20 protein-coding genes are annotated in these 25,492 nt (G+C 40.5%); all 20 read left to right on the top strand.

The window, feature by feature from the left end; genetic code table 11:
- The first annotated feature begins 30 nt into the window (after positions 1–30).
- Positions 31–819 carry a flagellar basal-body rod protein FlgG gene (gene flgG, locus ACOI22_RS05615; protein ID WP_420671025.1) on the top strand — a complete coding sequence of 263 codons (789 nt, stop codon included), beginning with the start codon at positions 31–33 and terminating at the stop codon, positions 817–819.
- Between the two features lie 10 nt (positions 820–829).
- Complete coding sequence (gene flgH / locus ACOI22_RS05610) at positions 830–1,558, top strand: flagellar basal body L-ring protein FlgH (RefSeq protein ID WP_420671024.1); 729 nt, start codon at positions 830–832, stop codon at positions 1,556–1,558.
- Positions 1,555–2,688 carry a flagellar basal body P-ring protein FlgI gene (locus ACOI22_RS05605; RefSeq protein WP_420671023.1) on the top strand — a complete coding sequence of 378 codons (1,134 nt, stop codon included), beginning with the start codon at positions 1,555–1,557 and terminating at the stop codon, positions 2,686–2,688. The genes flgH and ACOI22_RS05605 overlap by 4 nt, the downstream gene beginning before the upstream one ends.
- 30 nt (positions 2,689–2,718) lie before the next feature.
- A complete protein-coding gene (gene flgJ, locus ACOI22_RS05600) occupies positions 2,719–3,657 on the top strand; it encodes a flagellar assembly peptidoglycan hydrolase FlgJ (RefSeq protein ID WP_420671022.1) in 939 nt (312 codons plus the stop codon).
- A gap of 42 nt (positions 3,658–3,699) precedes the next feature.
- Positions 3,700–5,844, top strand: a complete 2,145-nt coding sequence (flgK, locus tag ACOI22_RS05595) for a flagellar hook-associated protein FlgK (protein WP_420671021.1) — start codon at positions 3,700–3,702, stop codon at positions 5,842–5,844.
- 39 nt (positions 5,845–5,883) lie between these two features.
- The gene (gene flgL / locus ACOI22_RS05590; protein ID WP_420671020.1) at positions 5,884–7,107 is read left to right on the top strand and encodes a flagellar hook-associated protein FlgL; all 1,224 of its coding nucleotides are present in this window, start codon (positions 5,884–5,886) and stop codon (positions 7,105–7,107) included.
- A gap of 317 nt (positions 7,108–7,424) precedes the next feature.
- The gene (locus ACOI22_RS05585) at positions 7,425–8,258 is read left to right on the top strand and encodes a flagellin (RefSeq protein WP_420671019.1); all 834 of its coding nucleotides are present in this window, start codon (positions 7,425–7,427) and stop codon (positions 8,256–8,258) included.
- 798 nt (positions 8,259–9,056) lie between these two features.
- Positions 9,057–9,887 carry a flagellin gene (locus tag ACOI22_RS05580; RefSeq protein WP_420671018.1) on the top strand — a complete coding sequence of 277 codons (831 nt, stop codon included), beginning with the start codon at positions 9,057–9,059 and terminating at the stop codon, positions 9,885–9,887.
- Positions 9,888–10,626: 739 nt separating this feature from the next.
- A complete protein-coding gene (locus tag ACOI22_RS05575) occupies positions 10,627–11,463 on the top strand; it encodes a flagellin (protein WP_420671017.1) in 837 nt (278 codons plus the stop codon).
- A gap of 107 nt (positions 11,464–11,570) precedes the next feature.
- Entirely contained in the window at positions 11,571–12,077 is a 507-nt protein-coding gene (locus tag ACOI22_RS05570) for a flagellar protein FlaG (protein ID WP_420671016.1), read from the top strand.
- A 13-nt stretch (positions 12,078–12,090) separates the two neighbouring features.
- Entirely contained in the window at positions 12,091–13,545 is a 1,455-nt protein-coding gene (gene fliD / locus ACOI22_RS05565) for a flagellar filament capping protein FliD (protein WP_420671015.1), read from the top strand.
- Positions 13,546–13,566: 21 nt separating this feature from the next.
- Positions 13,567–13,989 carry a flagellar export chaperone FliS gene (fliS, locus tag ACOI22_RS05560; RefSeq protein WP_420671014.1) on the top strand — a complete coding sequence of 141 codons (423 nt, stop codon included), beginning with the start codon at positions 13,567–13,569 and terminating at the stop codon, positions 13,987–13,989.
- Between the two features lie 9 nt (positions 13,990–13,998).
- Positions 13,999–14,310 carry a hypothetical protein gene (locus ACOI22_RS05555; protein ID WP_420671013.1) on the top strand — a complete coding sequence of 104 codons (312 nt, stop codon included), beginning with the start codon at positions 13,999–14,001 and terminating at the stop codon, positions 14,308–14,310.
- 3 nt (positions 14,311–14,313) lie between these two features.
- Entirely contained in the window at positions 14,314–17,889 is a 3,576-nt protein-coding gene (locus ACOI22_RS05550; RefSeq protein WP_420671012.1) for a 6-hydroxymethylpterin diphosphokinase MptE-like protein, read from the top strand.
- Positions 17,890–17,956: 67 nt separating this feature from the next.
- The gene (pseB, locus tag ACOI22_RS05545) at positions 17,957–18,955 is read left to right on the top strand and encodes a UDP-N-acetylglucosamine 4,6-dehydratase (inverting) (RefSeq protein WP_420671011.1); all 999 of its coding nucleotides are present in this window, start codon (positions 17,957–17,959) and stop codon (positions 18,953–18,955) included.
- A 10-nt stretch (positions 18,956–18,965) separates the two neighbouring features.
- Positions 18,966–20,123, top strand: coding sequence for a UDP-4-amino-4,6-dideoxy-N-acetyl-beta-L-altrosamine transaminase (gene pseC, locus ACOI22_RS05540; protein WP_420671010.1), 1,158 nt, complete (start codon positions 18,966–18,968; stop codon positions 20,121–20,123).
- 22 nt (positions 20,124–20,145) lie between these two features.
- Positions 20,146–20,838 carry a pseudaminic acid cytidylyltransferase gene (gene pseF / locus ACOI22_RS05535; protein WP_420671009.1) on the top strand — a complete coding sequence of 231 codons (693 nt, stop codon included), beginning with the start codon at positions 20,146–20,148 and terminating at the stop codon, positions 20,836–20,838.
- A gap of 265 nt (positions 20,839–21,103) precedes the next feature.
- A complete protein-coding gene (locus ACOI22_RS05530; protein ID WP_420671008.1) occupies positions 21,104–22,576 on the top strand; it encodes a sigma-54 dependent transcriptional regulator in 1,473 nt (490 codons plus the stop codon).
- Between the two features lie 124 nt (positions 22,577–22,700).
- Positions 22,701–23,966, top strand: a complete 1,266-nt coding sequence (locus tag ACOI22_RS05525) for a sensor histidine kinase (RefSeq protein WP_420671007.1) — start codon at positions 22,701–22,703, stop codon at positions 23,964–23,966.
- On the top strand, positions 23,953–25,356 hold the full coding sequence (locus ACOI22_RS05520) for a sigma-54-dependent transcriptional regulator (RefSeq protein WP_420671006.1): 1,404 nt from the start codon (positions 23,953–23,955) through the stop codon (positions 25,354–25,356). The genes ACOI22_RS05525 and ACOI22_RS05520 overlap by 14 nt, the downstream gene beginning before the upstream one ends.
- The last annotated feature ends 136 nt before the right edge of the window (positions 25,357–25,492 follow it).

Genomic DNA, 25,492 nt, shown 5'->3' with positions numbered 1-25,492 from the left:
GCGAAGGCGAGCTTCGCGGAGGTTTATACTATGCATCCAGCTCTATGGATAAGTAAAACAGGTTTAGACGCAGCACAAACAGATGTTGCGGTAGTGTCTAACAATTTAGCCAATGCAAGCACGGTTGGATTTAAAAAAGACCGTGCAGTGTTTGAAGATTTGCTCTACCAAAACATTAATCAACCTGGCGGTCGCTCATCAGCAGACACCGAATTACCATCAGGACTTATGTTAGGTGCGGGTTCTAAAGTCGTGGCGACGCAGAAAACCCACACCCAAGGCAACTTACTTACTACCGAAAATGCCTTGGATTTATCTATTCAAGGTAATGGGTTTTTTGAAGTGCAAATGCCTGATGGTAGCGCTGCTTACACACGAAATGGACAATTCACTTTAAATGACCAAGGGCAGATGGTAACGCCAGGCGCAGGTTACGTGTTACAGCCAGTGATTACCTTGCCAGAAGATGCTCAACAAATCACTATCTCGCAAGATGGTGAAGTGTCGGCACAACTACGCGGCCAAGCTGACCCTCAGGTATTAGGGCAAATCAACTTAGTTGATTTTATTAATCGCCCAGGGCTACAGCCAACCGGACAAAACTTATATGTCGAAACAGCTGTTTCAGGCGCGCCAATTGAAGGTATCCCTGGCTTAGAAGGTTTAGGTTCGTTATCACAAGGTACACTTGAAACATCTAATGTAAATGTAACTGAAGAGTTGGTAAACCTGATTGAAAGCCAGCGTTTGTATGAAATGAACTCTAAAGTAATTTCAGCCGTTGACCAAATGCTTGGTCAGGTTATTCAACAGTTATAAGAGGTTTACGATGCGTATTATTGAATCCTATTGTTTAAAGCCTAGTAAAGGCAAACCAGTAGCCATTTTAGGCGCACTACTATGTGCGCTTAGCTTAACGGGGTGTCAATCTACGCCAAGTGAAAGTATTCAAGCAAATGATCCCTATTTTGCTCCAAGTGTTCCTGTTGAAAAGCGCCAAGATATTGCCGAAACCGGCAGTTTGTTTTCAGTGTCATTATCAAATAGTTTGTATTCTGATGTGAAAGCCCGCCGTGTGGGCGACATCATTACTGTTACCTTAAGTGAAAATACTAATGCAAGTAAGAGTGCCGGAACAAGCTCCTCTAAAGAGTCAACGCTGGATGTAAATCCTATTATGGGTTTAGGCGGCAATGCTGTTCGCATTGGTAACCAAGCTATTCAGCTAGGCATGGATTCTTCAAATGAATTTACGGGTGATGCTTCGGCTAGCCAAAGCAATAGTTTACAAGGGAATATATCAGTGACAGTCGTTGAGGTATTGCCTAATCAAAACTTAATTATTCGTGGCGAGAAGTGGCTTACCTTAAATAATGGCGATGAATACATTCGCTTAACAGGGGTTATTCGACCTGCTGACGTAACACCAACAAACGAAATTGAATCAACCAAAATCGCCAATGCACGCATTCAATATAGCGGCACAGGTAGCTTTGCCCGTGCACAGGAAAAAGGTTGGTTAACGCAATTCTTCTCATCTAAATGGTGGCCATTATGATTCGCATCTTAACTCGATTTTTTGTAGGCACTAGTTTTGCCTTAGTGCTGCTGGCATATTGTACGCAATTAGGTGCCGCGCAAAGAATTAAAGATTTAGCCAAAGTACAAGGCGTACGCGATAACCAACTAGTGGGGTATGGCTTAGTAGTGGGTTTACCCGGTACTGGCGAAACGTCACCATTCACAGAACAATCATTTCGTACCATGTTAAGTAATTTTGGTATTAGCTTAAGTGCTGACGTAAAACCTAAAATTAAGAATGTGGCGGCCGTGGCTATTCATGCTGATTTACCTGCGTTTGCGAAGCCCGGCCAAACTATTGATGTAACAGTATCGTCTATAGGTGAGGCAAGTAGCCTGCAAGGCGGAACCTTATTGCAAACGTTTTTACGCGGTTTAGATGGCGAAGTATACGCTGTAGCCCAAGGCAGTTTAGTTGTGTCTGGATTTGGCGCGCAAGGTAATGATGGTTCGCGCATCGTAAGCAATACGCCAACCGTAGGTACAATAGCTAACGGTGCTGTAGTTGAGCGCACAGTCGCTAATGGCTTAATGAAGAATGACTACCTTACACTTAATTTAAATACCCCTGATTTTTCAACCGCAAAAGCCTTAGCGGATGCCATTAATCAACGCTTAGGAGCTGATCCAGCAAAGGGTTATGCCATTGCCACCCCTATGGACGCCGCTTCCGTAAGAGTAAGTGCTCCACGAGAAGTGGGCCAAAGAGTAGGTTTCTTAGCCACCATTGAGAATTTTGAATTTACACCCGCCACTGCACCAGCAAGAGTAGTTATTAATAGCCGAACAGGCACTATTGTAATAGGCCAAGACGTGCGCTTACTACCCGCAGCCATCACCCATGGTGGATTAACCGTAACGATTACTGAAGACCCAGAAGTGATTCAGCCCAACGCTTTGGCAAATGGGGATACCGCCGTAATAGGGCAATCGATTGTGGATGTGCAATTGGATGATAGCCGCATGTTTAAATTTGAACCCGGTGTAACGCTTGATGAATTGGTAAGAGCCGTGAATCAAATTGGCGCAGCGCCAGGTGATTTAATGGCAATTTTAGAAGCTCTTCGCCAAGCAGGTGCCCTGCAAGGTGAGCTAATTGTTATTTAATAAAAATAAAAGAATAAAGAGGGTTGCTTAATGGACAATATGGCAAGTACTACATCCCAACTAGAAATGTCGCGTTCAGTTCACGACCTAGGGAGTTTAGACACGCTTCGTGCCGCTGCAAAAAGCGGTGACGATGGCGCGCTCGAAGAAGCCGCAAAGCAATTTGAAGCGATATTTGTCCAAATGTTATTAAAATCTATGCGCCAAGCTCAAGACGCAATTGCTGATAAAGACAGTCCGTTTAATTCTGACCAAGTTAAGTTTTACCGCGATATGCATGACCAACAGCTAGCGACCAATTTATCAACAAACGGAAGCATTGGCCTGGCTGACGTAATTGTACAGCAAATGGGGATTAACAATGGTGTAATGCCATCTGGGGCAGTTCGCTCTGATGGGGATTTATCAATTTTAAATCGTGAACGCGTTTTAACACGTCAGCAAAATGAAGATGCAATTTTAGGTGCACAGGGCGCTACAAAAGCGGCTGTATTCGATACACCTAAAGCCTTTGTAGAAAATTTGTATCCTCAAGCTTTAGAGGCTGCTGAAAAACTGAATATTGATCCTAAAGCATTAATTGCTCAAGCGGCGGTTGAAACCGGTTGGGGCAAACACGTTATTCAGCAAAGCAATGCAAACAGTACGCATAATTTGTTTGGTATAAAAGCCGATAGCCGCTGGCAAGGTGAGAAAGCAGTGGTTGATACGCTTGAATATGTAAACCAGTTACCAGAGCGCCAACGTGCTGCATTTAGAAGCTATCAAGATTTCGCTAGCTCACTTAACGATTATGCTGATTTCGTTCAATCAAATCCCAGATACGAACAAGCGCTTGAAAAAACGCAATCGCCAAATGAATATTTCTCTGCACTTCAAGAAGCAGGGTATGCCACTGACCCTAAATATGCTGACAAAGTTATGTCGGTCTATGAGGGCAGTTTATTAAATGACCTAATGCCAGAATAACATGGCAGGGTAATGAGTACGCGCTAGCTCAAGGAAACAAATATGATTAGAAATGCTGATTTATATTCCATGGCAACTACCGGCTTAAATGCCAGTAATAAGTTACTTGCCACAACCAGCAACAATATAGCCAATATTAATAGTGAAGGCTATGTACGAGAACGCACGGAGTTTACCTCTCGGTTAAATGGCGGTGTTGATTTTGGTTACACAGACCGAGTGCTCGATGTGTTCGCGCAAAATCAATTGCGCCGCGATACTAGCGCCGTGGGTGAGCAGCAAGCGTTTTACGATCGCGTAGAGGGCATTGACAATATTTTAGCCTCAGAAGCAAACAGCATTTCAGAATCTATGACGCGGTTTTTCTCAGCTATTCAAACCGCCACTGACGACCCAACCAATATGGTCTCAAGAGATGTGGTAATGGGCGAAGCAAGTAGCGTGCTTAATCGCATAAACCAACTTGGTGACTATTTGCAAGACAAAGAAGAAGAGGTTGAATTACAGATTCAAGATTCGGTCAAAAACGCTAATAGCCTGATTAACGAAATAGCCAATTTAAATGAAGCAATTCAAGTTGCGCAAGGAAACAGTACTGTTGATACACCAACAAAGTTGCTAAACCAACGTGACCAAGCGATATTAGATTTGTCAGAATTAGTGGCTATAGAAGTACGCACTAGTTCTACTGAAAATACCGGATTAGTCGTAAGTTTGACCACAGGTGAATCTCTAGTCATGGCTGACGGCAGTTTTAACGCTTTTACAGTTAGCGGTGACCCAGATTACACCAATCGCCAATTGAGTTTGCAAACCACTTACGAACCACCCAAAAATAACACTACTATCAATGTGCTTGAACAAGAGCTAGGAGGCGCATTAGGTGGAATTTATAAATATCGTGAGCAAGTATTAGAGCCGGCTCAGCGAGATTTAGGTAAGCTAGCGACGAGCTTAGCTGACACCATGAACACGCAAAACAAACAAGGCATGGATTTAGATTTACAGCTAGGTTCAGACCTTTTCAGTATTGCTGATTTCAGTGCCATTAATTATCCGAGTAACTCTGATTTAACTTTAGGTATTTCAGGACGCATTATTGACGGGGCAGGTAGTTTAGTGACCAGCAATGACTACAAAGTAACGGTTTTAACTACGCCAAGTGGTGCGCCGGCAACATTTGACGTTGAAGTAGCAGCTGTAACAACTGATGGCCTACCAGAACTTGATAGCAATAATGATCCCATTACTGAAACAATTACCGTTACCGCAGAAAAAGGAACTTATAATGCCACGCTTGGCGGCATTGAGCTTGAGTTTGATGACGGTTCAAATTATGCCATAGGCGATGCGTTTTTAATTCAACCCACGCGTTTGGCTGCTTCGAATTTAACAATGGCTACTACGCGTTCGCAAGATTTAGCCTTTGCTAAGCCCCTGCGTATAGAACAAAGTATTAATAATTTAGGTGATGCTTCACTTATTAGTACAACCATTAGCAACAGTGTAGTGGATTTAAGTTTTGCTAACCCTTTAGCATCAGCTTTTAATGGCACAGGTGGCCTACAAGATGTAAGTGAATCGCCCTCGGCAACCTTTGGTGCGCCGGTTGCTGTTCGTTTTACTGATTCTGATGCGTTTGATGTGTTAGACAGTGCTGGCCAGATTATTACAAGCGTTTCAGGTGCGAGTGACTTAAATAACTTATTAGCACAGGCTAAAGCCAATGGAAACCCGGCATGGCCGGCGGAGTTTTCAGCCCTTGACGATTATCCCGGCTACGACTTTTCTTTAGAAGGTGAGCCAATTGCAGGGGATGAGTTTACGCTGGAATACAACACCAATGGTATAAATGACAATCGAAATGCGATTGAAATGGCAACCTTGCAACAGCAAGACTTTGTGCGCTCTGGCAATGATGACCAAGCAAATACTACTACCTTTACAGAAGCCTATGCCAGCTTAGTCGGCCAAGTTGGGTCAGCAGCGGCTGGGGCTAAAATTGATTTGGCAGCGGCAACGGTAATGCAAGAACAATCATCTAATTGGTTTGAGTCCACCTCAGGGGTGAGTTTAGATGAGGAAGCCGCAAATTTGATTCAATTCCAACAATCATATGCCGCCGCAGCTCGAATATTAACCACAGCCCAAGAGATGTTTGACACTATTTTGGCTGCTGCCAGATAAGTCAATTGGGGTTCAATACTAAAATTGTGAGTAAACTTTATGCGTATTACAACTAATTTAATTTATGACCAGAACTTGCGCTCGATTAATACCAGTCAAGGAAACTTGTCTGATATTCAGACTCAGCTTGCCACAGGTAAAAAATTACTAAACCCTTCTGATGACCCAGTAGGGGCTTCCCAAGTTATTCGTTTGAATGAAGAGTTAGATAAGATAACTCAGTTCAACAGAAATAATGACTTGGCCACTAATGCGCTTGAGCTTCAAGAAACTGCTTTGGATAGCATTAATGATGTGGCTAATAGAGCAAGGCAATTAACTATTCAGGCTGGTAACGGGATTATAGGAGAGGCTGACCGTGTTGCAATAGGCGCCGAAATAGAGCAGCTGCGGAATCAAACAGTTGATTTAATGAACTCTCAAAACGCCAGCGGTGAATATATTTTTGCTGGCTATCAATCAGCTACCCAAGCCTTTGAGTTCAATCCCACGGCTACAAGCAATCAAATTGTCTTTAACGGCGACGACGGCACCAATACCATGCAAATATCTGACAGCGTTAGTATTCAAACGACCAGTTCAGGTAAAACAGTGTTTGAAGATGTGCAAGCCCGATTAAACTTCTCGTTTTCGAATATTTCAGGGGTAAGCTTTGACGACTACAGTATTAAAAATCAGGGCACCTTTGATCAATTTCACATTGAAAACTTTGATCCGGTGAATAATGCGAACAATCAATATCAGTTTGACATTATATCCAGTACACAAATAGAAGTGACTAATCTTGGTACCGGTGCAGTAGTAGACACCTTATCATTTGAATCTGGCGAAGTACTTAGCTATCAGGGTATAGAAATGCGACCAGTGGGCAACCCCGGTGACAGTTTCCAGATAGATTTAAACCGGCCTGAGAAACATAATTTGGCAGAAACCCTAAATAACTTATATTTGGCCTTAAATGATAGTAGCTTGACTAGCCAAGAGTTTGCATCAGTGCTTGATGATACATTGGTAGGAATAGACAATGGGCTTGATAAAATGGCAAGGGAAGCTTCTTCAATAGGGGCTAGATTAAACATTGCTGAGTCGGTTAAAAACTCATTGCTTGATAATGAGGTCTCTAACGAGCAAGCTCGTTCGGCAATTGAAGATGTGGATTATGCTGCTGCCTCAACAGAATTCTCAAAGCAAGAAACCGCCTTAGAAGCCGCTTTTGCATCCTTTCCCCGCATCGCAAATCTGTCTTTATTTAATTATATCTAAAACTTTATAAAATAATTTCAATTTTTTTTGCGAGTAAAAATTTGGTTTTTTACTCGCTTATCTGCCTAATTTTTCTACCTAACACACCCTGTTCATATTTTAAGGGCGGCAAAATATTGCCGCCCTTGCTCATTTATTACTACTTTTTTCTCAAATTATATTAAAGGGAATTTTTCCCTTGTCGATAACCATTTACGAGAGAGCCAGTACATATGAATTTGTTAATAGCAATTCTTATGTTCTACATATGTAACTAAATCACCGGAGTCACGTCCGGCCTGCCAGCGACAGCTGGACTGAGAGTGTAGGAGAGACTTATGTCTATGTTCGTAAATACTAACGTATCTGCCCTAAATGCGCAGCGTCAGTTATCAAATTCAAGTAGTTCACTAAATACGTCTTTTGAGCGTTTATCTTCTGGTTTCAGAATAAACAGAGCATCAGACGATGCGGCGGGTCTTCAAATCACCGACCGTATGACAACCCAAATCAATGGTTTAAACCAAGCCGTAAACAATGCGAATGATGCGATTTCATTAACGCAGACTGCAGAAGGCGCACTTGGCGAAACCACAACAGCTTTGCAGCGTATTCGCCAATTGGCAGTACAGTCGCAAAACGGTATCAATTCACAAGCTGACCGCGACGCACTTCAAAAAGAAGTAACTGCGCTATTGACTGAGATATCTCGTGTTTCTACAGATACGCAGTTTAACAAAACTGATATTCTTACTGGTGGGTTTTCTGCAACCTTCTTAGTAGGTGCTAACAGTGGTCAAACTATTGCTGTAAACCTAAGTAGTCCAGATGGACTTGACGGTTTCTCAGCAACGGGTATGCAAATTAACGAATTGTCAGTTTCAAGCGCTGGTGGAGCTTCAGCTGCTCTAGTTGCGCTAGACACCGCAATCTCTGCAATTGGTGGCGCTAGAGCCGACTTAGGTGCGTTAACAAACCGCTTCCAGTCAACTATCCGTAACTTGTCGAACATCTCAGAGAATATGTCTGCAGCTCGTTCACAAATTTTGGATACTGATTTTGCGGAAGAAACGGCTAACCTGACACGTAATCAGATTATCCAAAGTGCAAGTACCACAGTACTATCTCAGGCTAACCAGCGTCCACAAGCAGCTTTACAGCTACTAGGATAAGCTAGATTTCCTGACTGACCCTCTGTTTGGGGAACAAGGCCAGGAGGTAGTACTCGCTCTTAGAAGCCAAACAGTTGAGAGGACGCTCACTCTCTGACACTCGAGCGGTTGGCCAGGCATTAGCCTGGCCACTTAATACCCTTCCAATACATCTTTTTTTATTAATTTAGTATTTTTACTAAAGGTTTTTGCGTATCTGTACGATAAGTATTTCAAGCAGAGCAAATAATAAAACAAAGCCTGCATTAAGCACTCATGAAAACAATAATAATATTAAGAAGTGCGGTTACACATTACGGAACTTGTATTTAACCCAGTTAAGACAAGTATCACGTTAGGAAAAAGTTGAGAGTAATGTCCTTGGACAAATTAAATACGAATAATCACTCGTGTGCAATTAAACGTCCGCAAAGCGCCATTCACTCCAAACAAATAGTTTAGCTATAGGCAATGTTCTTCTACTCAAAGAATATTCATGGGATAAGTATTGCCTTAAGAAAAGTAACAGAAGTTGATATGACAAACTGAACTGCCGACCAACAGGCACAACGCCAGGAGGTAGTGAGAGGTATGAGGTCTGGAACACTATACCTGTCAGTCAGCAAGAGCTTTCGCTCTGTTACAGCTTACATGCTTTTTATTTTTCTAGTGAAGAAAAATAAAAATTTAATCAGTCCCTGATTGCTAGTTAATAAGCAGAGACTGTGCCAGTTTTACAGCATTTGCTGTGAAATTAAGAAAATAGCTGAAATAACAATAATAAGTCAGCATGTTTAATAAATCGTTAGGAGAATTATTATGTCTTTATTTGTAAATACTAATATATCGTCAATCAGTACTAGACGTTATTTAAATGATACCACCACGAATTTAAGCACCGCTTTTGAACGCTTATCTTCTGGTTACAGAATTAACAGCGCCAAAGATGATGCTGCCGGACTGCAAATATCCGATCGCATGACATCGCAAATAATGGGGCTAGACCAAGCCGTTAGAAATGCTAACGATGGTATTTCCTTAGCTCAAACGGTTGAAGGTGCTTTACAAGAAACAACCACTGCTCTGCAACGTATAAGAGTATTGGCCATTCAATCCCAAAATGGCATAAACTCTGATGCAGATCGAAATGCTCTTCAAAAAGAAGTCGCGGCGTTAAAAATAGAGATGAGTCGAATCGCCACGACCACGCAGTTTGGTGGAGTAGACGTATTGTCAGGTGATTTTTCTTCTAAATTTTTAGTGGGCGCAAATTCGGGCCAAACCATCAGTGTAAACGTGTCACGTGTCGATGGCTATGGTACCAGTGGATTATTTCCAGGCTTTGACTTATCAGTATCTACTCCTGGCGCTGCGTCTGCAGCCCTAGTAGCAATTGATGCTGCCATTGAAGCGGTTGACGGTAAACGAGCCGATATGGGGGCCATACAAAACCGTTTTCAATCTACCATTCGTAATTTGACAAATGTGTCGGAAAACGTATCGGCAGCGCGCAGCCGCATTAAAGACACAGATTTTGCCGCTGAAACGGCAAGTCTAACCCGTTTGCAAATAATTCAGCAAGCCAGCACAACGGTATTGGCACAGGCAAACCAAAGACCACAAGCAGCGTTGAGTTTGTTACAGGGTTAAGCTAAAAATTATATAAAAGGATAGTTAGGCTTTGAGAGGCCCTATTTACTAAGGATGGTAAAGCTGGAAATGCACGCTAAGATGCATCAACATCAGCTTGGCAAAAGTCTCAAAGATATAACAAAAGGTAAAACGTCGACTAGCAAGACTGAGAGTATAGAAGTGTAGGTTGAGAGGCCAGTACTTTCAATGTTCTACAATCCTGCAAGCCGACAAAAAGTTTGCTCCAACTCCTAACGTGAGCAATTTGGCTGGGCCGCCCTATGGTCCAGCTTTTTTTCCATCTACTACCAAAAAACAATTCAACTTTGACACAATAGCTACAAAATCCATGTCGTTGTTGCTCAAATCTAAAGCACTCTTTGTGCCAACAATTCTTAAATTATGATTCTAGTTGTTAGGATTAAATCTATTCTCCGGAAAAATTTAGCTATTTATTCATTAAATAAGAGCCTGTTTTAATCATATTATTAAAATAAGTTGAATTTTATTTTTCATAAAAATCAATTTCTTAAATTTGATTTTCGATGTTTTTGATTTTTTTCTCATATTTATCTAAAGGAATTTTAGAAAGCGCCGATACCTTTAGTTGAGGGGTAATGCAATTAGTGATTGCTAACCAAATTTGAGGCAGTTGAAAGCAGGCGTAGTGAACCCGCTTCAGCGAAAATACATAAAAGCAAGAGAAGCTCCTACGTGATGGCTCTCTCAAAACTCTTGTTTTTTATGGAGGTAGTGAATGTCTATATATGTAAATACTAATGTGTCTGCGCTTAATGCACAGCGTCAATTATTTAACTCTACATCAGATTTAGATAAGTCCTATGAACGTTTGTCGTCAGGCTTACGCATTAACTCTGCTGCTGATGATTCCGCCGGCCTACAAATTTCTGAGCGCCTTACTGCGCAAGTTGATGGTATTTCGCAAGCCGTTAGAAACGCCAATGATGCCATTTCTTTGACACAAACAGCAGAAGGGGCCTTGGGCGAAACCACCACCGCATTGCAACGGATACGCCAATTAGCGATACAATCACAAAATGGAATAAATTCTGATGCTGACCGCGAGGCACTGAACTCTGAGGTACTAGCCTTAAAAAATGAAATATCTCGTATTGCAACTGACACCGAGTACAACGGAGTCGCCTTATTTGATGGCGGTTACTCAGCAAAATTTTTAGTAGGGGCTAACAGTGGCCAAAATATATCAATCAATTTGTCTGCAGGCAGTATTGACACTAACGGATTTAGTGCAACAGGCTTAGGCCTAGCATCACTGGCAGTAGACACTGCTGCAAATGCTTCAACGGCGGTTGATACTATTGATACTGCGTTGTCGGCCATAGGGTCAATTCGAGCTGATTTAGGCTCTGCGGAAAATAGATTTCAATCGTCTATACGTAATTTAAGCAATGTGCATGAAAATTTATCCAGTGCACGTTCACGCATTGTTGACACCGACTATGCGGCTGAAACCGCTAATTTAACTAGAAACCAAATTTTACAACAAGCTTCGATTGCCGTGCTAAGCCAAGCCAATAATCGACCGCAAACAGCATTGTCGCTACTAGGATAATCTGCTAGCGAGTTAGGATATATCTCCTAATAAATAGTTGCGTTGAACGGGCGGTTCACCTGTTGTTTAGGTGCAACCGCTCCTCCTTTTTTTTAGTGGAGCTCATTATGGACAGTATAAATACTAAAGTAAGCCTTGGTATTGCTAAAGAATCTGCTTCCATGCTTACAAACAATAGTTTCGCTAGTAGTAATGTAGTTGGCATGTCTTCGGGCGTGAGTAATTATACGAAAAGCGAAAATGCCGCAGTAAATCAGCAGGTTAAAAATGCTGAAAAAGCACCTCTGCAACTCTCTGAGCAACAGCAGTCTGATCAAGACAAAAAGCTTAAAGCTAATCAAAAATCAGCCGATACCTTATCGAGAGAGGAAAATGTTAGTTTTTCAGAATCGTTAAACAACATTAGTGAATTTTTGCAAACAAATGGCACAAAACTTTCATTTAGCATGAATGAAGACAGCCAGCAGCCCGTTGTAACAGTGTCAGATAAACAAAGCGGCAACGTTATACGGCAAATTCCTTCCGAGGAAATGCAAGAATTTGCAGCACGTATTAGAGAATTAGAGTCTGAATCACAATCCGTTCGTGGGTTGGTAATAGATAGGCAGGCTTAATATGAGGTAATTTATGAGTATTCAATCGTTAGGTGTAGGTTCTGGATTAGACTTAGAGTCTTTGGTTCAAGGGCTATTAGAAGCAGAGCGCGCACCAAAAGCTGCCCGATTGGATGAGCGTGATGAAACCATCAATTCAGAAATTTCTGCAATTGGCCAAGTTAAATCTAAAATTAGTGAGTTTGAGGAAATTTTAGAAGACCTTCAACAAGAAGGTGATTTAAGCTCACGTGAACCAACTATTGTTAACCCTTCAGAAGATAACGATGTATTGTCGGCAACACCCACCGATGCGGCCTTACCTGGTACTTATAATATTGCAGTCACGCAACTTGCCAGTGGTTCACGTATTGAAACCGCAAGTGCGGCAGATGGCGGTTTCACCGACCGAAACGACGAAGTGCTTGCTTCAGGTACCGCAGATTTAACTTTTAAAATTGACAACACTGGTGATGAATTTTCCATTACTGTTGAAGCCGGTATGACGCTAGCTGAGTTGCGCGAGGCTATAAATAACAGTGATGATAATTTTGGTGTTAAAGCAAATATTATCAATACTGGTACCGATGAGGGGGGCGCTAAATTGGTGTTCACTTCAGACGTTACCGGCGCTGGCAACGACTTGCAAATAGTTAACACGAATGATGCACCAGAATTGGCAAGGCTAACAACTGAAACGTCTACCGGGGCGGCAAGTAATTTAAGTATTGAAGAGAAAAACATAGCCAAAAATGCCATTGCTTCTGTTGATGGTATTGAAGTACAAAGTGATTCAAACAAATTTGATGAAACTATTCAAAGCGTCAGATTTGACGTTAATGAATTATCAGAAACCGATACTAACGGTGACCCAATTGCTTCACGCTTAACCATCGGTTTTGATGAAGAAAATCTCAAAGAAAAAATTAATGAGTTTGTCGATAAATTTAACGAGCTACGTGAAGAACTTGATAGTTTGAGTGGTTATGGTTCTTCGGAACTTGAAAATGATGGCGCGTTAGCCGGTGACTCAATGATTCGAGGTTTCCAATCGGGTTTGGCAAGTATTTTAAGTAGTACGGTAAGTGACTCATCACTAGGAAGCTTGTTTGCTCTGGGTATTGAGCTAACAAGCGATGGAGAATTAGAAATTGGCACGAGTGATTATGGTTTAGGTACCGGTACTAGCCGATTAGACGCTGCGCTAGAAGATAACTTTGACGACATTGATACCTTGTTTAATTCCGAAAACGGTATTGTGTCAAAGCTGCTTGAATTTACTGAGCAGTACACAAAATCAAAAGGCGTATTAAGTACTCGTGAAGATAGCTTGGATGATCAAGTAAATTCACTTTCCACTGACCGAGAAAATTTTGAAATTCGTATGATTTCTTACGAGCAAACTCTGCGTGATAGATATATCAGCTTAGACTCAACGGTTGCTAGATTAAACCAATCGAGTTCAGCTCTCTTCGCCATGATAGGTTAACCAGAATTTAAGGAATATAAAATGTCATTAAAAGCAATTAACGCTTATAAAAAGGGCAGTTTGAAGCAAGATATTGCAAATGCTGATCCCCATCGCTTAACCTTAATGTTAATGCAAGGCGCCTTAGATAGATTGGCTTATGCAAAGGGCTGCATTAGCCGAGATGATCTTAAGGGACGTTCAGACAATTTATCTAAAGCAACTGCCATATTTTTGAACCTACGTGACACCCTTGATATGAATGTAGAGGGTGATTTTTCTGAAAATATGGCTAATTTGTATAATTATATCATTGAGAAACTGACCAGCATCAACACTGAAAACGGTATTGAGCATATTGATGAGGTAACGCGATTATTTATGCCATTGAAAGACGCTTGGGCTGCAATACCCGAACAAGCCAAGCAAGAGGCTTACAGTGCTTCCCAAGTAGCTCACGGTTAATTACAACATATGATACATAGTTTTAACCATGCATATACACCGCCTGAATTGATGGAATTTAACCAGCAGCTTAGCGAAATACTGTCACAAGACTACAGCAGTGATGCGGCTTTAGAAAAATTAATAGGCGAACGCGCCAACTTGGTAGAATCTTTGCTTAACACCTTAGACGAACAACATAGAAGGTGTTTTGCTGCTAGCGAATTAAAAACAAACGACATAATTACAAGCTTAGTGGAAGCTAGGCAAGCTACTGTAAGAAGTTTGTTAGGGCAAGCCAGTAAATCATCTAAAGCGATTAAAAAATACCACCAAGTATAAAATATGCTAAATGATATCAGGCTACACCTTGATTCTGATGAAGATATTCAGAGTCAAAATGAGGGCGCGTTTGCTCAGCAAATAAGCGCTAGCGAACAGGCGAATATCGCGGCATTTAAGCGATTTATTCCTAATGTTGCGCAAACAATTAATGAATTACCGAGTCAATCCATTAGCTTGTTTATAGACAAATATAAACAATCTAATATGGTCAATATTCATTCGGGTGCTAGCTTTTACCCCATAGGTGTTGATCAGCATATTCAAACCCAAGTAGATGCTTGGCAACTATCAAGCGCTTTACTTAGCCTCCAGCAAAATGATCAACATCGACCCAGCCCACTTCTAAGTAATGCATTTGAAGCGATTAAGCAATACGCTGAAGACTTGCATGACTGTGTTGGCCAGAGTGCTATTGATACTTTATGTATTTTAGGTCTAGGAAAAGGTAGCCATATCCCCTTACTGCTTAACAAGCTAAAACCTAAAAGACTCGTTATTTATGAACCAAACTTAGAAATTTTCAGGGTTTCTTTGAGTTTATTTAATTGGGCAGGCTTTTTAGAGGACGCCAACAAAGCGCAACTTCAATTGTTTTTGCAGCTAGGCCCGCAAGCAGGCAGTGTATTTGATGATGTCAAAGAACTGAGCCAACACACTGACGCCAAGCGTGTTTTATTTTACCAACACGAAAAGAACCATAGATCTAATAGCCTCATTCGAAAAGTCCGTGCTGGGCAATGGTCACCTGCAGTAGCGGAAATTGATACAAGCGCCTCTCATTATAATGATCAGCAGCTTAATTTTTTAACATCGATTGCGCTTGAAAAATGGCATGTAGTTAGCAGCAAAGATAAGCTATTTCAAGGAAATTTGGCGCTTTTTAAGCAATATTTCCCTGATCTTTATCAGGTATTTAAAGATTATACGCCAAGCTATTGGGAAGTTATCAAACACGCAGATTTAGGGGGCATCAACCTTTATAATCGCTTTCACAGTTCGTTTTTGTCAAATAATGACCCGCAAAACGAAGGGGCCTTAATGGCCAATAATTTTTCTGAGCATCCCAACATAGATGGTTTAGCGTTTGGTTACTCAGGAAATAAGCTAAAGCACTATGTTCATAACACTTTCATTAATAAAGCCAACACTGAACTTAACAAAGTTACTAAGCAAAAAGGAGAGTTGCCCAACACGGTTAAAGCTTTACTCATATTTGGAGTAGGCCAAGCCTATACCTTACATTCTTTATATGAGCAAAAGGATATACAACACCTTATAATTTGTGAGCCCAATCCAGATTTTTTCTATGCAGCTTTGTACGCTATTGATTGGGCGCCCATTTTTGAAAAGATTGAAAGCGAAGGGCATAAACTTTACATTAATATTGGCGAAGCGAGTTCGGTCTTGTTCAAAGATTTAATGTCCCAATTTCTTGCTTTAGGTCCACATTTATTAAACGAAACATATTTACTTCAATGCTACAACAATCCTATGTTGCAACAAGTATTGCATGAAGTCAGAACTCAGCTGCAAGTCATCTTCTCAATGGGAGAAAACTTTGACCATGTGCTTTATGGTTTAAGCCATACTGCGCAAGCGCTAGGCAATAATGTAGCTGCACTAAGGCATAATCCTGCTCAATACTTATCAAAAAATGATAAGCAATTACCTGTATTTATTGTTGGTAACGGACCATCTTTAGATGATTGTATTGAAGAACTAAAAGAATGTAAGAATGAAGCAATTGTTGTAAGTTGTGGTACGGCTTTGCAAGCCCTTCATCGCCATGGCATTGTGCCTGATTTTCATGGTGAAGTGGAACAAAATAGAGCTAATTTTGATTGGGTTTCACGTATTAATGATTATGAATACTTAAAGCAAATTACCCTCATTAGCGTCAATGGCATGCACCCCGACACAATCGCATTATTTAACAATGTACTCTTATCATTTAAACAAGGTGAGTCCTCAAGCTCAGCCATGATGGCAATGTTTCCCAAAAATAGCTTCCATACCCTCGCTTTCGCGTATCCCACGGTGAGTAATATGGCAGTCAGTTTTTTCTTAAGTTTAGGATTTGAACAGCTGTATTTTGTAGGTATAGATTTAGGTTTTGCTGACCAAGAGAAACATCATAGCCAAGCATCAGGTTATTATGAAAATGGTAAGCAAATATACAATTATAAGGGAAGACATCAAGCCGAGCTGAGAGCTAAAGGTAATAAACGAGCTTGGGTGTTTACTAAAACTGAATTTAATATTTCTCGCATGATTATGGAAGAGGCTATTAGCGAGCATAAAAGCGAATGCTTTAATTTATCAAATGGGGTGTTCATTAATAAAACCATTCCACTAGATAAAGAAAATATATTGGTACTTAGTTCTGCCGAAAATAAACGACGCACCCTTGGCGCATTAACAAATTGTTTCATGACGCTCAGTTCTGATGTATTTAGTATGTTAACGCATTCATACAGTTATGACTTGCTAATAGAACAAGTACAAGAACTTATTTTGCTGTGCCAAACGCCATTTAATCGTAAAGCATGTGTTGATGAATTAATTCAAAAAATGCGAGAGGCTACCTTTAGTTCGCAATCAAAAGGTGGCTCTTTATTCTTCTATTATTATTTTGCTACCGTTAATTACGCTTGTGCAGCAATGAGTAAAGCCATTTTACAGAATGATGAACAAGCGGGTGTTCTAGCGGCCAATAATATCAGGCAGTTTTGGTTAGAGAGCTTGTCAGATTCCTTATCATTATTAGCTTTTCAATTTAGCGTTGTTGATAGGTCTGATTCTTTTGGCGATCGCCGTGAACAATTATTGTTGCAAAACCATGAGCCATTGTTTTTAATTTTCAGCGACGCATCCACAACAAATAAATTCGCAGCATTAGCCAAGCTCTGCCAATCCAAAATTCAATTTGAAGTTGGAGAAATACGCCGGCCGGCAGCTATTAATTTAATAATGATTATGCACGAAAATGACCTTGATTTTGCGCATGACTTACTCAACAAATGTAGTGAAGTTGATACTAATAAACTGGGTTTGATTGTTCATAGCTACGCCTTACTCAATCTAATTAAGCAAGCGCCAATTTTCGATGATGTTTGCATTATTTATAGCCCCAATATAGCAGTAGAAGAAAATTTAAATGAAGCGCAAAAACAAGGAAGAGAACCTTACTATCTAATTGATGAATATTTCCATACCCTCTGGGCGCGTTCGCAAGATTTGAGTATGTTCAAAGAAATCTTATGTAAACCACGATTCAGTAAAACTGGCTTGATAAATGCTAAAGCATTAGAAAATAACGTAAATCAAACACCCAGTGACGAAAAATCGACACTTTTTGTCGATAACGAATTTGAATCGGTATCGCTTACTAGTATAGAGAAGAATTTTTTTCCTACACTACAGATGCAAACTCACTATATGTTTCAGCGCTACGCAGCTGTACCTCGCAAACATATAACGAGTATTAATACCTCAGATGCCTTGCGCAATTGTGGCATTAAAGTGAACCGTAATCCGCTTTCATTCGAACTGTTAGGTGTTTGGCATATCCCCTGAAATAGCCAGTAATACAATTAAAATGGCATATTCAAGGCATACTTGTCGTTCATAAGGAGCAACTATTTTGTTTGATAATAAGCATATTTTAATTACAGGCGGTACGGGTTCATTTGGAAAGCGTTTTATTCGCTACATATTAGACAATCATACCCCAGCCAGACTAATTGTGTTTTCGCGCGATGAACTTAAACAGTTTGAGATGCAGCAAGAATTTAATCACAAAGCTATGCGCTACTTTATTGGCGATGTTCGAGACAAAGAAAGGTTACTTACTGCCACTAAAAACGTGGATTTTGTTATTCATGCGGCAGCGCTAAAACAAGTGCCTGCAGCTGAATATAACCCCAACGAATGCATTAAAACGAATATAAATGGTGCGCAAAATGTAATTGATGCGTGCATTGCCAATGGTGTGAATAAGGTGATTGCCTTATCAACTGACAAGGCCGCAAACCCTGTTAATCTTTACGGAGCAACCAAGCTTGCTTCAGATAAACTATTTGTTGCAGCCAATAACATAGCCGGTGCGGATGGCCCGCGTTTTGCCGTAGTACGCTATGGAAATGTAGTCGGTTCACGAGGTTCCGTAGTGCCTTACTATCGAAAGTTGCTGGCTGAAGGAATTAAAAAGTTACCAGTAACCCATGAAGAAATGACCCGCTTTTGGATTACTCTTGATGAAGGTGTTATGTTTGTCATAAAGAACTTTGCTCGCATGCAAGGCGGTGAAATCTTTATTCCTAAAATACCTTCCATTCGAATACTCGATCTGGTGGAGGCAATGAGCGGCAAAAAAGATTATGAGTTGATTGGTATTCGTCCTGGCGAAAAATTACATGAAGTAATGGTACCCGAGGAAATGGCGCACCATAGCATTGAATTTGAGGACCACTTTGTGATTACCCCTGCCATAGTATTTTTTGAAGGTAAACTGGAATATAACGTAAATAGATTAGGTGAAAAAGGCCAGGTGGTAACCGATAAGTTTGAGTATCATTCAGGCACCAATCCTCATTTTTTAAGCGTAGAAGAGTTAATTGCATTAGATAAACAGAAACTGTAAACCTACAAATATGATTAATTATGGTAAGCACAATATTAATGATGATGACGTAAGTGCGGTAGTAGACGTGCTGCAGCATCATTTTTTGACCCAAGGCAGCAAAGTACCTGAGTTTGAAAAAGCACTTTGTGACTATACTCAAGCTTCATACTGTACCGCTGTTAATAGCGGCACCTCAGGTTTGCACGTTGCATGTATGGCTTTAGAAATAGGTGTAGGAGACATTGTGTGGACCTCGCCTAACTCATTTGCAGCTTCTGCAAATTGTGCATTGTACTGCGGCGCATCTATCGATTTTGTTGATATTGACCCTCATACAAGAAATATGAGTGTTGATGCCTTAAAAGACAAATTATTAAAAGCGCAGCAGCAGGGCCAGCTACCTAAAGCCCTAGTGCTTGTTCATTTTTCGGGCGAGCCTTGTGACATGCAAGCTATTAGTCAATTATGTAAGCCTTACAACATTGCCATTATAGAAGATGCTGCGCACGCCCTAGGGGCTTATTATCATAATAAACCTATTGGGGCTTGCCAATATTCCGACATCACCGTGCTTAGCTTCCATCCTGTTAAATCTATTACCACCGCAGAAGGTGGCGCGGTATTATGCAACAATGCGCAATTGGCGCAGAAATGCGTACTCTTCGCAAAGCATGGAATTACGCGTAGTGATGAATTAATGCAGCATGAGTATGCAGATGAAACCCAAGGACCTTGGTATTACCAACAGTTAGTATTAGGGTACAATTATAGATTATCAGATTTACAAGCTGCATTGGGTATATCGCAACTCAAGCGGATAGATGAATTTATGCATCAGCGGCGTCATATAGCAAAAAGATATCTGGAAAAATTAAACGACTTACCTCTTGCTTTACCCTCATTACAGATGCTTGAAGCATCAAGCTGGCACTTATTTATGGTGGAAGTAAAAACGCATGAGCGCAAGCACGTGTACGAAAAACTTCATGCACAGGGAATTGCGGTTAATGTGCATTATATCCCTATTCATTTACATCCGTTTTATCAACAGCTTGGTTTCAAAAAAGGCGATTTTCCTGCCGCAGAAAAGTTTTACGACAATGCATTAACGCTACCTATTTATGTGGGGCTTGATGATACTCAACAAGACTATATAATAAACACACTAAAAAGTATTTTGGCCTAAGGCTGTAACAGGAAGTAAGCATTTGAATTTCGCGCTCATCCCCGCCAGAGCTGGCAGTAAGAGGATCCCTCATAAAAATGTTAAAGACTTTTGTGGCCAACCCTTAATAGCTTATTCCATTAAGGCAGCACAAGATTCCGGATTATTTGATGACATTATTGTATCAACTGATTCACCTGAAATTGCCGAATTAGCCATATCACTAGGCGCAAGCGCACCGTTTATGCGTCCCAAAGCGCTCGCTGATGATTTCACCGGAACACGAGAAGTGATTGAACACGCAATTAACGCTTTAAGTGGACAAGGTAAGCATTACGACTACTGTTGTTGCATATATGCAACGGCGCCGTTGTTAAGTGTTGAATATTTAAATAAAGGCTTTGAAATATTAAAAGCGAATGATGAAAAGTCTTTCGCTTTTTCAGTTACACACTTTGATTTTCCAGTACAAAGAGCAATGAAAATGACAGAGCATGGCTTAGCACCTATGTTTCCGGCATTCGTTGACGCACGCTCACAAGATTTAGAAGAAGCGCTTCATGATGCTGGGCAGTTTTATTGGGGGACAACAGCCGGTTTTTTATCAAAAAAAGCAATGTTCTCATCTCACGCTGAGGCAATATTGTTGCCACGCCACCTAGTGCAAGACATAGATACCGAAGAAGATTGGATTCAGGCTGAATTAATGTATAGAGCACAAAAGCTCGCTATTTAATTTTCATCTGTGCATTAAAGGTATTAAATGCCATCCGTAGGCTAATTTCGCGTAAATTTCTTTTAAAATAAGCTTGTTTCCTCCAAAAATTGTCAGAAATCTCTGATTTTATCGGCAAAGTGAATATTTTAGGTGTCAAAATCTGTACTTTTCGCTACTATTAGGTATGTGATCAAATGTAATATTGGGTGAAGGTATATATTTGCATGCGAATATTGCTCAATTTTATACAAAGCACATATACCGATAATAATAATGAGGAAGTATGAGCGAAATTCTAATTGTCAGTGATAACCAAACTCGGGTTCAAAACTTAACCATAATCTTGAACTTCTTGGGGGAAAATTGTAAATCTTGTGCATATTCAGAATGTGTAGAAGCAATTAGCGCTAGTTCAAGTTTAGCCGCAATATTAATTGATGGCGAGATCCCCGAAGTTGCTGAAGATGTTATTGAAAAATTCCCCGATAGCCCATTCATCAACATAGGATTTCAATTATCGGGTGATAGAGAATTCAAAAATTTAATAGGTTCATTGTATGAGCCTATTACTTATCCCAGTTTAAATGATTTACTGCAGCGCAGCAGCGAATATCACACAGCTAATCGTCCCTTATCTTCCTTAGTAACCGGTAAAACTAAACTCTTTAGAAGCTTAGTCGGTAACAGTAGAGGGATTACTGAAGTCCGTGAATTGATTGAGCAAGTTGCTCCAGTTGAGGCAAACGTATTAATACTGGGCGAATCGGGTACTGGTAAAGAGGTGGTAGCACGTAATATACATTACATGTCAAATCGTCAGAAAGGACCATTTGTGCCCGTAAACTGTGGCGCTATTCCAGGTGATTTACTTGAAAGTGAGCTGTTTGGTCACGAAAAGGGTGCTTTTACGGGGGCTATTAGTGCCAGAAAAGGACGCTTTGAGCTTGCTGAAAACGGCACTCTGTTTTTAGACGAAATAGGCGATATGCCCCTGCAAATGCAGGTGAAATTACTGCGTGTTTTGCAAGAGCGCATTTTTGAGCGAGTTGGCGGGGCTAAAACCCTAAAGTGTGATGTAAGAATTATTGCTGCAACCCACAGAAATCTTGAAGACATGATTGTTGAGGGAACGTTTAGAGAAGATTTGTATTATCGACTTAACGTTTTTCCAATTGAAACCCCCGCCCTTAGAGAGCGAGCACAGGATATTCCTTTATTACTGCAAGAGCTTGTTACGCGTCTTGAAAATAATAAGCAGTCACCAGTTAGGTTTACTCAATCAGCCATGACATCATTGATGCATCACGGATGGCCCGGCAATGTTCGCGAGTTATCTAATTTAGTAGAACGACTTTCTATATTACATCCTTCTAAAGTAATCGACGTTCCACATTTACCGCATAAGTACCAGTTTGATGAAACAGGCAATCAGAGTGAAATTATTGATGCGTCTAGTACCTCAGATTCTGACCAGCAAGAACGTGATGCAATTAACGCAATGTTTAAATTTGAAGGTGCAAGCCCTATTGTCTCAGAACCTGAGTTTCAAGGCGTAGATGCTAATTTGCCCTCAGATGGTGTTAATCTGAAAGAGTACTTGTCTGATTTAGAAATCAACCTTATTCATCAAGCATTAGAACAGCAAGATTGGGTAGTCGCACGCGCTGCTGATCAACTTGGTATGCGAAGAACTACCTTAGTTGAGAAAATGCGTAAGTACGAAATTGTGCGAGTTGAAAAGGCTGATGGTCAATAATTTGAACGTGTTGTCATATAATTGACTGCTTTATATTCGCTAAGTTACTGAAATACTTGTTAATAAAAACTGGCATAAGCCATGCATTAGCCAACATACGTAATCGCAATAATGATGAATAAGTATGTTGGCAAGTTCCGGAATAAATCGTTCCTCAAAAACTAAAAAGAAGCTATTTCAAGGTCAATCCTTTGAGACAGCCAATTCTGTGTTGCCGAGTCCGGGTAAACAGAAAATATTGCATGTTGTTAGTGACAAGCAACACAATACTCATCATCAAGTGTCACCTTCCGTTAGTTCGCAAACAAGCGAACAAAAACATAATGAACATCACGATCACCAACGCTTTTCTCACCTATTATCAATTATGCCTGCTGGTGTATTGGTCGTAGATAAAACAGGGCTAGTATCATTAGCAAATCAACAGGCAATAGCCTTACTTGGTGAACCATTAATAGGTGCCTCATGGCGTGAAGTTATTGCTAGAGCATTTGCACCGAAAGCCGATGATGGACACGAAGTATCCATGCGAAACGGTAAGCGCGTTAAAATCGATATATCGCCACTTACCGAAGAAAAAGGTCAATTGATAGTTGTTACCGATTTAACTGAAACAAGACAGCTTCAAACTCGCGTAGGGCACATGCAGCGTTTATCATCACTGGGTAAAATGGTTGCCTCTCTTGCTCATCAAGTACGTACGCCTTTGTCATCAGCCATGCTATATGCCGAAAACTTAAAATCTATGCCTTTGCATAACGAAATGGCAAGTCGCTTTACCCAAAAACTAAGTTTACGCCTACAGGAATTAGAATCTCAGGTGAACGATATGTTGTTGTTTGCCAAAAGCTCAGATAAACAAATTGTAAGCAAGGTAAGCAGTAAAGAGATAGCCGAACAAGCCATAAGCCAAGTTGAAGCGCAGTTAGAACAAGATGGGATTATATTATCCCTTCAAAACAAGGCATGCGAACTTAACATTCTTGGCAATACAACAGCTATTACAGGGGCGTTAACGAATCTTTTGATGAACGCCAAACAAGCCTTAATGCAAAGCAATCAAAGCGAGCCGTCCGTTCAATTACACATAAATCCTGTCAAGCATAACAATATTCAATATGTAGTATTTAATGTATTTGATAATGCAGATGGTATTGATGAAACGAAAATAAACCGATTATTTGAACCGTTTTATACAAGTAAATCTCAAGGCACCGGCTTAGGATTAGCGGTTGTAAATACGGTGGCTAAGTCACATAAAGGCTTCGCGAAGTGCGGAAATAATCCACGTCAAGGTGCCTATTTTTCAATTTATCTTCCAGCTTACTTAGAAGATAGCACAACAAATTTAAACCAAGCGCAGTCAGGAGTATATGATGAGCAAAACTAAAATATTGATTGTTGAAGATGATCATGGTTTACGAGAAGCATTAGTAGATACCTTATTGCTAGCTGGATACCAAGTTACACCTGTAGAAAGCGCACAAAGCGCGATGGTTAAATTATCTGAAAATACCTTTGATTTAATAGTAAGTGACATTCAAATGGAAGGTATGGATGGTATGTCATTACTTAAAAGTGTGAAAAATAAATATCCTAAGTTACCTATGGTACTTATGACCGCATACGCTAATGTAAATGATGCCATTCAAGCCATGCGCGATGGCGCAACTGATTATTTATCTAAGCCGTTTGCGCCACAAGTATTACTTAATTTAATTGGCCGATATGCACCTGCACAAAAAGTTGAATCTAAAACACCTATAGTGGGGGATGATTCCAGTGTTAACTTACTCAATTTAGCCAGAAAAGTGGCCAAATCTGATGCAACAGTAATGGTATTAGGCCCAAGTGGCTCGGGTAAAGAAGTCATATCTCGTTATATTCATGACCAATCCAATCGTAGTGATGCGCCATTTGTTGCAATAAATTGTGCAGCTATCCCAGAAAACATGCTTGAAGCAACCTTATTTGGTTATGAGAAGGGCGCATTTACCGGTGCTATTCAAGCTTGTCCTGGAAAATTTGAACAAGCGCAACAAGGCACAATATTACTCGACGAAATTACAGAGATGGATTTAGCCCTGCAAGCTAAGTTATTACGTGTATTGCAAGAACGTGAAGTAGAGCGTTTAGGCGGGCGCAAAACAATTAGCTTAGATGTGCGCGTAGTGGCAACCAGTAATCGCGATTTAAAAGAAGCTGTAGCCCAAGGAAAATTTCGCGAAGATTTGTATTATCGCCTAAATGTTTTTCCTATTACTTGGTTACCATTAAGCCAAAGAAAGGGAGACATCGTTCCTTTGGCCAAGCACTTACTGACTCGCCATATTCAAAACGCCAGTACACCCAAACAAATTCCAACTATTTCAGCCGGGGCAATGCACAAACTCACCCATCACTCTTGGCCAGGCAATGTTAGAGAGCTTGAAAACGTTATTCAGCGCGCACTAATTTTGTGTGATTCTGACACGCTAGAAAGTGACGACTTACTTATTGAACCTGACAACCAACAAATTTTTGACATGCATAGTCAAAAAATAATGCCAGATTATCAGCAAATGAGCTCGCATGGCATAGCTAAAGAAATGCAAGACGAAGACGATAACAGTTTATTAGGTTCTGAATTAAGGCTACAAGAACATCAGATTATTTTAGACGCATTGCAGGCTTTTAAAGGCAAGCGTAAGGATGTAGCCGAGAAACTTGGCATAAGCCCGCGAACTTTGCGATATAAATTAGCCAAAATGCGCGATAGTGGCATAGAACTTCCATCATAGTATTTAGTAAACATTTTGAAAGAACCTTCCCGTTTTTTTTGTAAGCAGTATGACAGGATGTCAATCCCAATTTCCGCCCTCCATCTCAGAGGGCGGCTTTTTTTTAAGCTAATTTTAGCTGCCTGAAAGCTATATG

The sequence above is a fragment of the Glaciecola sp. 2405UD65-10 genome (assembly GCF_048820975.1).
Taxonomy (GTDB): domain Bacteria; phylum Pseudomonadota; class Gammaproteobacteria; order Enterobacterales; family Alteromonadaceae; genus Glaciecola.
This window is presented reverse-complemented; position numbering and strand designations above follow the sequence as displayed.

What these genes read in the sequence shown, in the direction of transcription:
- flgG (WP_420671025.1), top strand. Translation starts at nt 31, where the DNA reads ATGCATCCAGCTCTATGGATAAGTAAAACAGGTTTAGACGCAGCACAA.
- flgH (WP_420671024.1), top strand. Translation starts at nt 830, where the DNA reads ATGCGTATTATTGAATCCTATTGTTTAAAGCCTAGTAAAGGCAAACCA.
- ACOI22_RS05605 (WP_420671023.1), top strand. Translation starts at nt 1,555, where the DNA reads ATGATTCGCATCTTAACTCGATTTTTTGTAGGCACTAGTTTTGCCTTA.
- flgJ (WP_420671022.1), top strand. Translation starts at nt 2,719, where the DNA reads ATGGACAATATGGCAAGTACTACATCCCAACTAGAAATGTCGCGTTCA.
- flgK (WP_420671021.1), top strand. Translation starts at nt 3,700, where the DNA reads ATGATTAGAAATGCTGATTTATATTCCATGGCAACTACCGGCTTAAAT.
- flgL (WP_420671020.1), top strand. Translation starts at nt 5,884, where the DNA reads ATGCGTATTACAACTAATTTAATTTATGACCAGAACTTGCGCTCGATT.
- ACOI22_RS05585 (WP_420671019.1), top strand. Translation starts at nt 7,425, where the DNA reads ATGTCTATGTTCGTAAATACTAACGTATCTGCCCTAAATGCGCAGCGT.
- ACOI22_RS05580 (WP_420671018.1), top strand. Translation starts at nt 9,057, where the DNA reads ATGTCTTTATTTGTAAATACTAATATATCGTCAATCAGTACTAGACGT.
- ACOI22_RS05575 (WP_420671017.1), top strand. Translation starts at nt 10,627, where the DNA reads ATGTCTATATATGTAAATACTAATGTGTCTGCGCTTAATGCACAGCGT.
- ACOI22_RS05570 (WP_420671016.1), top strand. Translation starts at nt 11,571, where the DNA reads ATGGACAGTATAAATACTAAAGTAAGCCTTGGTATTGCTAAAGAATCT.
- fliD (WP_420671015.1), top strand. Translation starts at nt 12,091, where the DNA reads ATGAGTATTCAATCGTTAGGTGTAGGTTCTGGATTAGACTTAGAGTCT.
- fliS (WP_420671014.1), top strand. Translation starts at nt 13,567, where the DNA reads ATGTCATTAAAAGCAATTAACGCTTATAAAAAGGGCAGTTTGAAGCAA.
- ACOI22_RS05555 (WP_420671013.1), top strand. Translation starts at nt 13,999, where the DNA reads ATGATACATAGTTTTAACCATGCATATACACCGCCTGAATTGATGGAA.
- ACOI22_RS05550 (WP_420671012.1), top strand. Translation starts at nt 14,314, where the DNA reads ATGCTAAATGATATCAGGCTACACCTTGATTCTGATGAAGATATTCAG.
- pseC (WP_420671010.1), top strand. Translation starts at nt 18,966, where the DNA reads ATGATTAATTATGGTAAGCACAATATTAATGATGATGACGTAAGTGCG.
- ACOI22_RS05530 (WP_420671008.1), top strand. Translation starts at nt 21,104, where the DNA reads ATGAGCGAAATTCTAATTGTCAGTGATAACCAAACTCGGGTTCAAAAC.
- ACOI22_RS05525 (WP_420671007.1), top strand. Translation starts at nt 22,701, where the DNA reads ATGTTGGCAAGTTCCGGAATAAATCGTTCCTCAAAAACTAAAAAGAAG.
- ACOI22_RS05520 (WP_420671006.1), top strand. Translation starts at nt 23,953, where the DNA reads ATGAGCAAAACTAAAATATTGATTGTTGAAGATGATCATGGTTTACGA.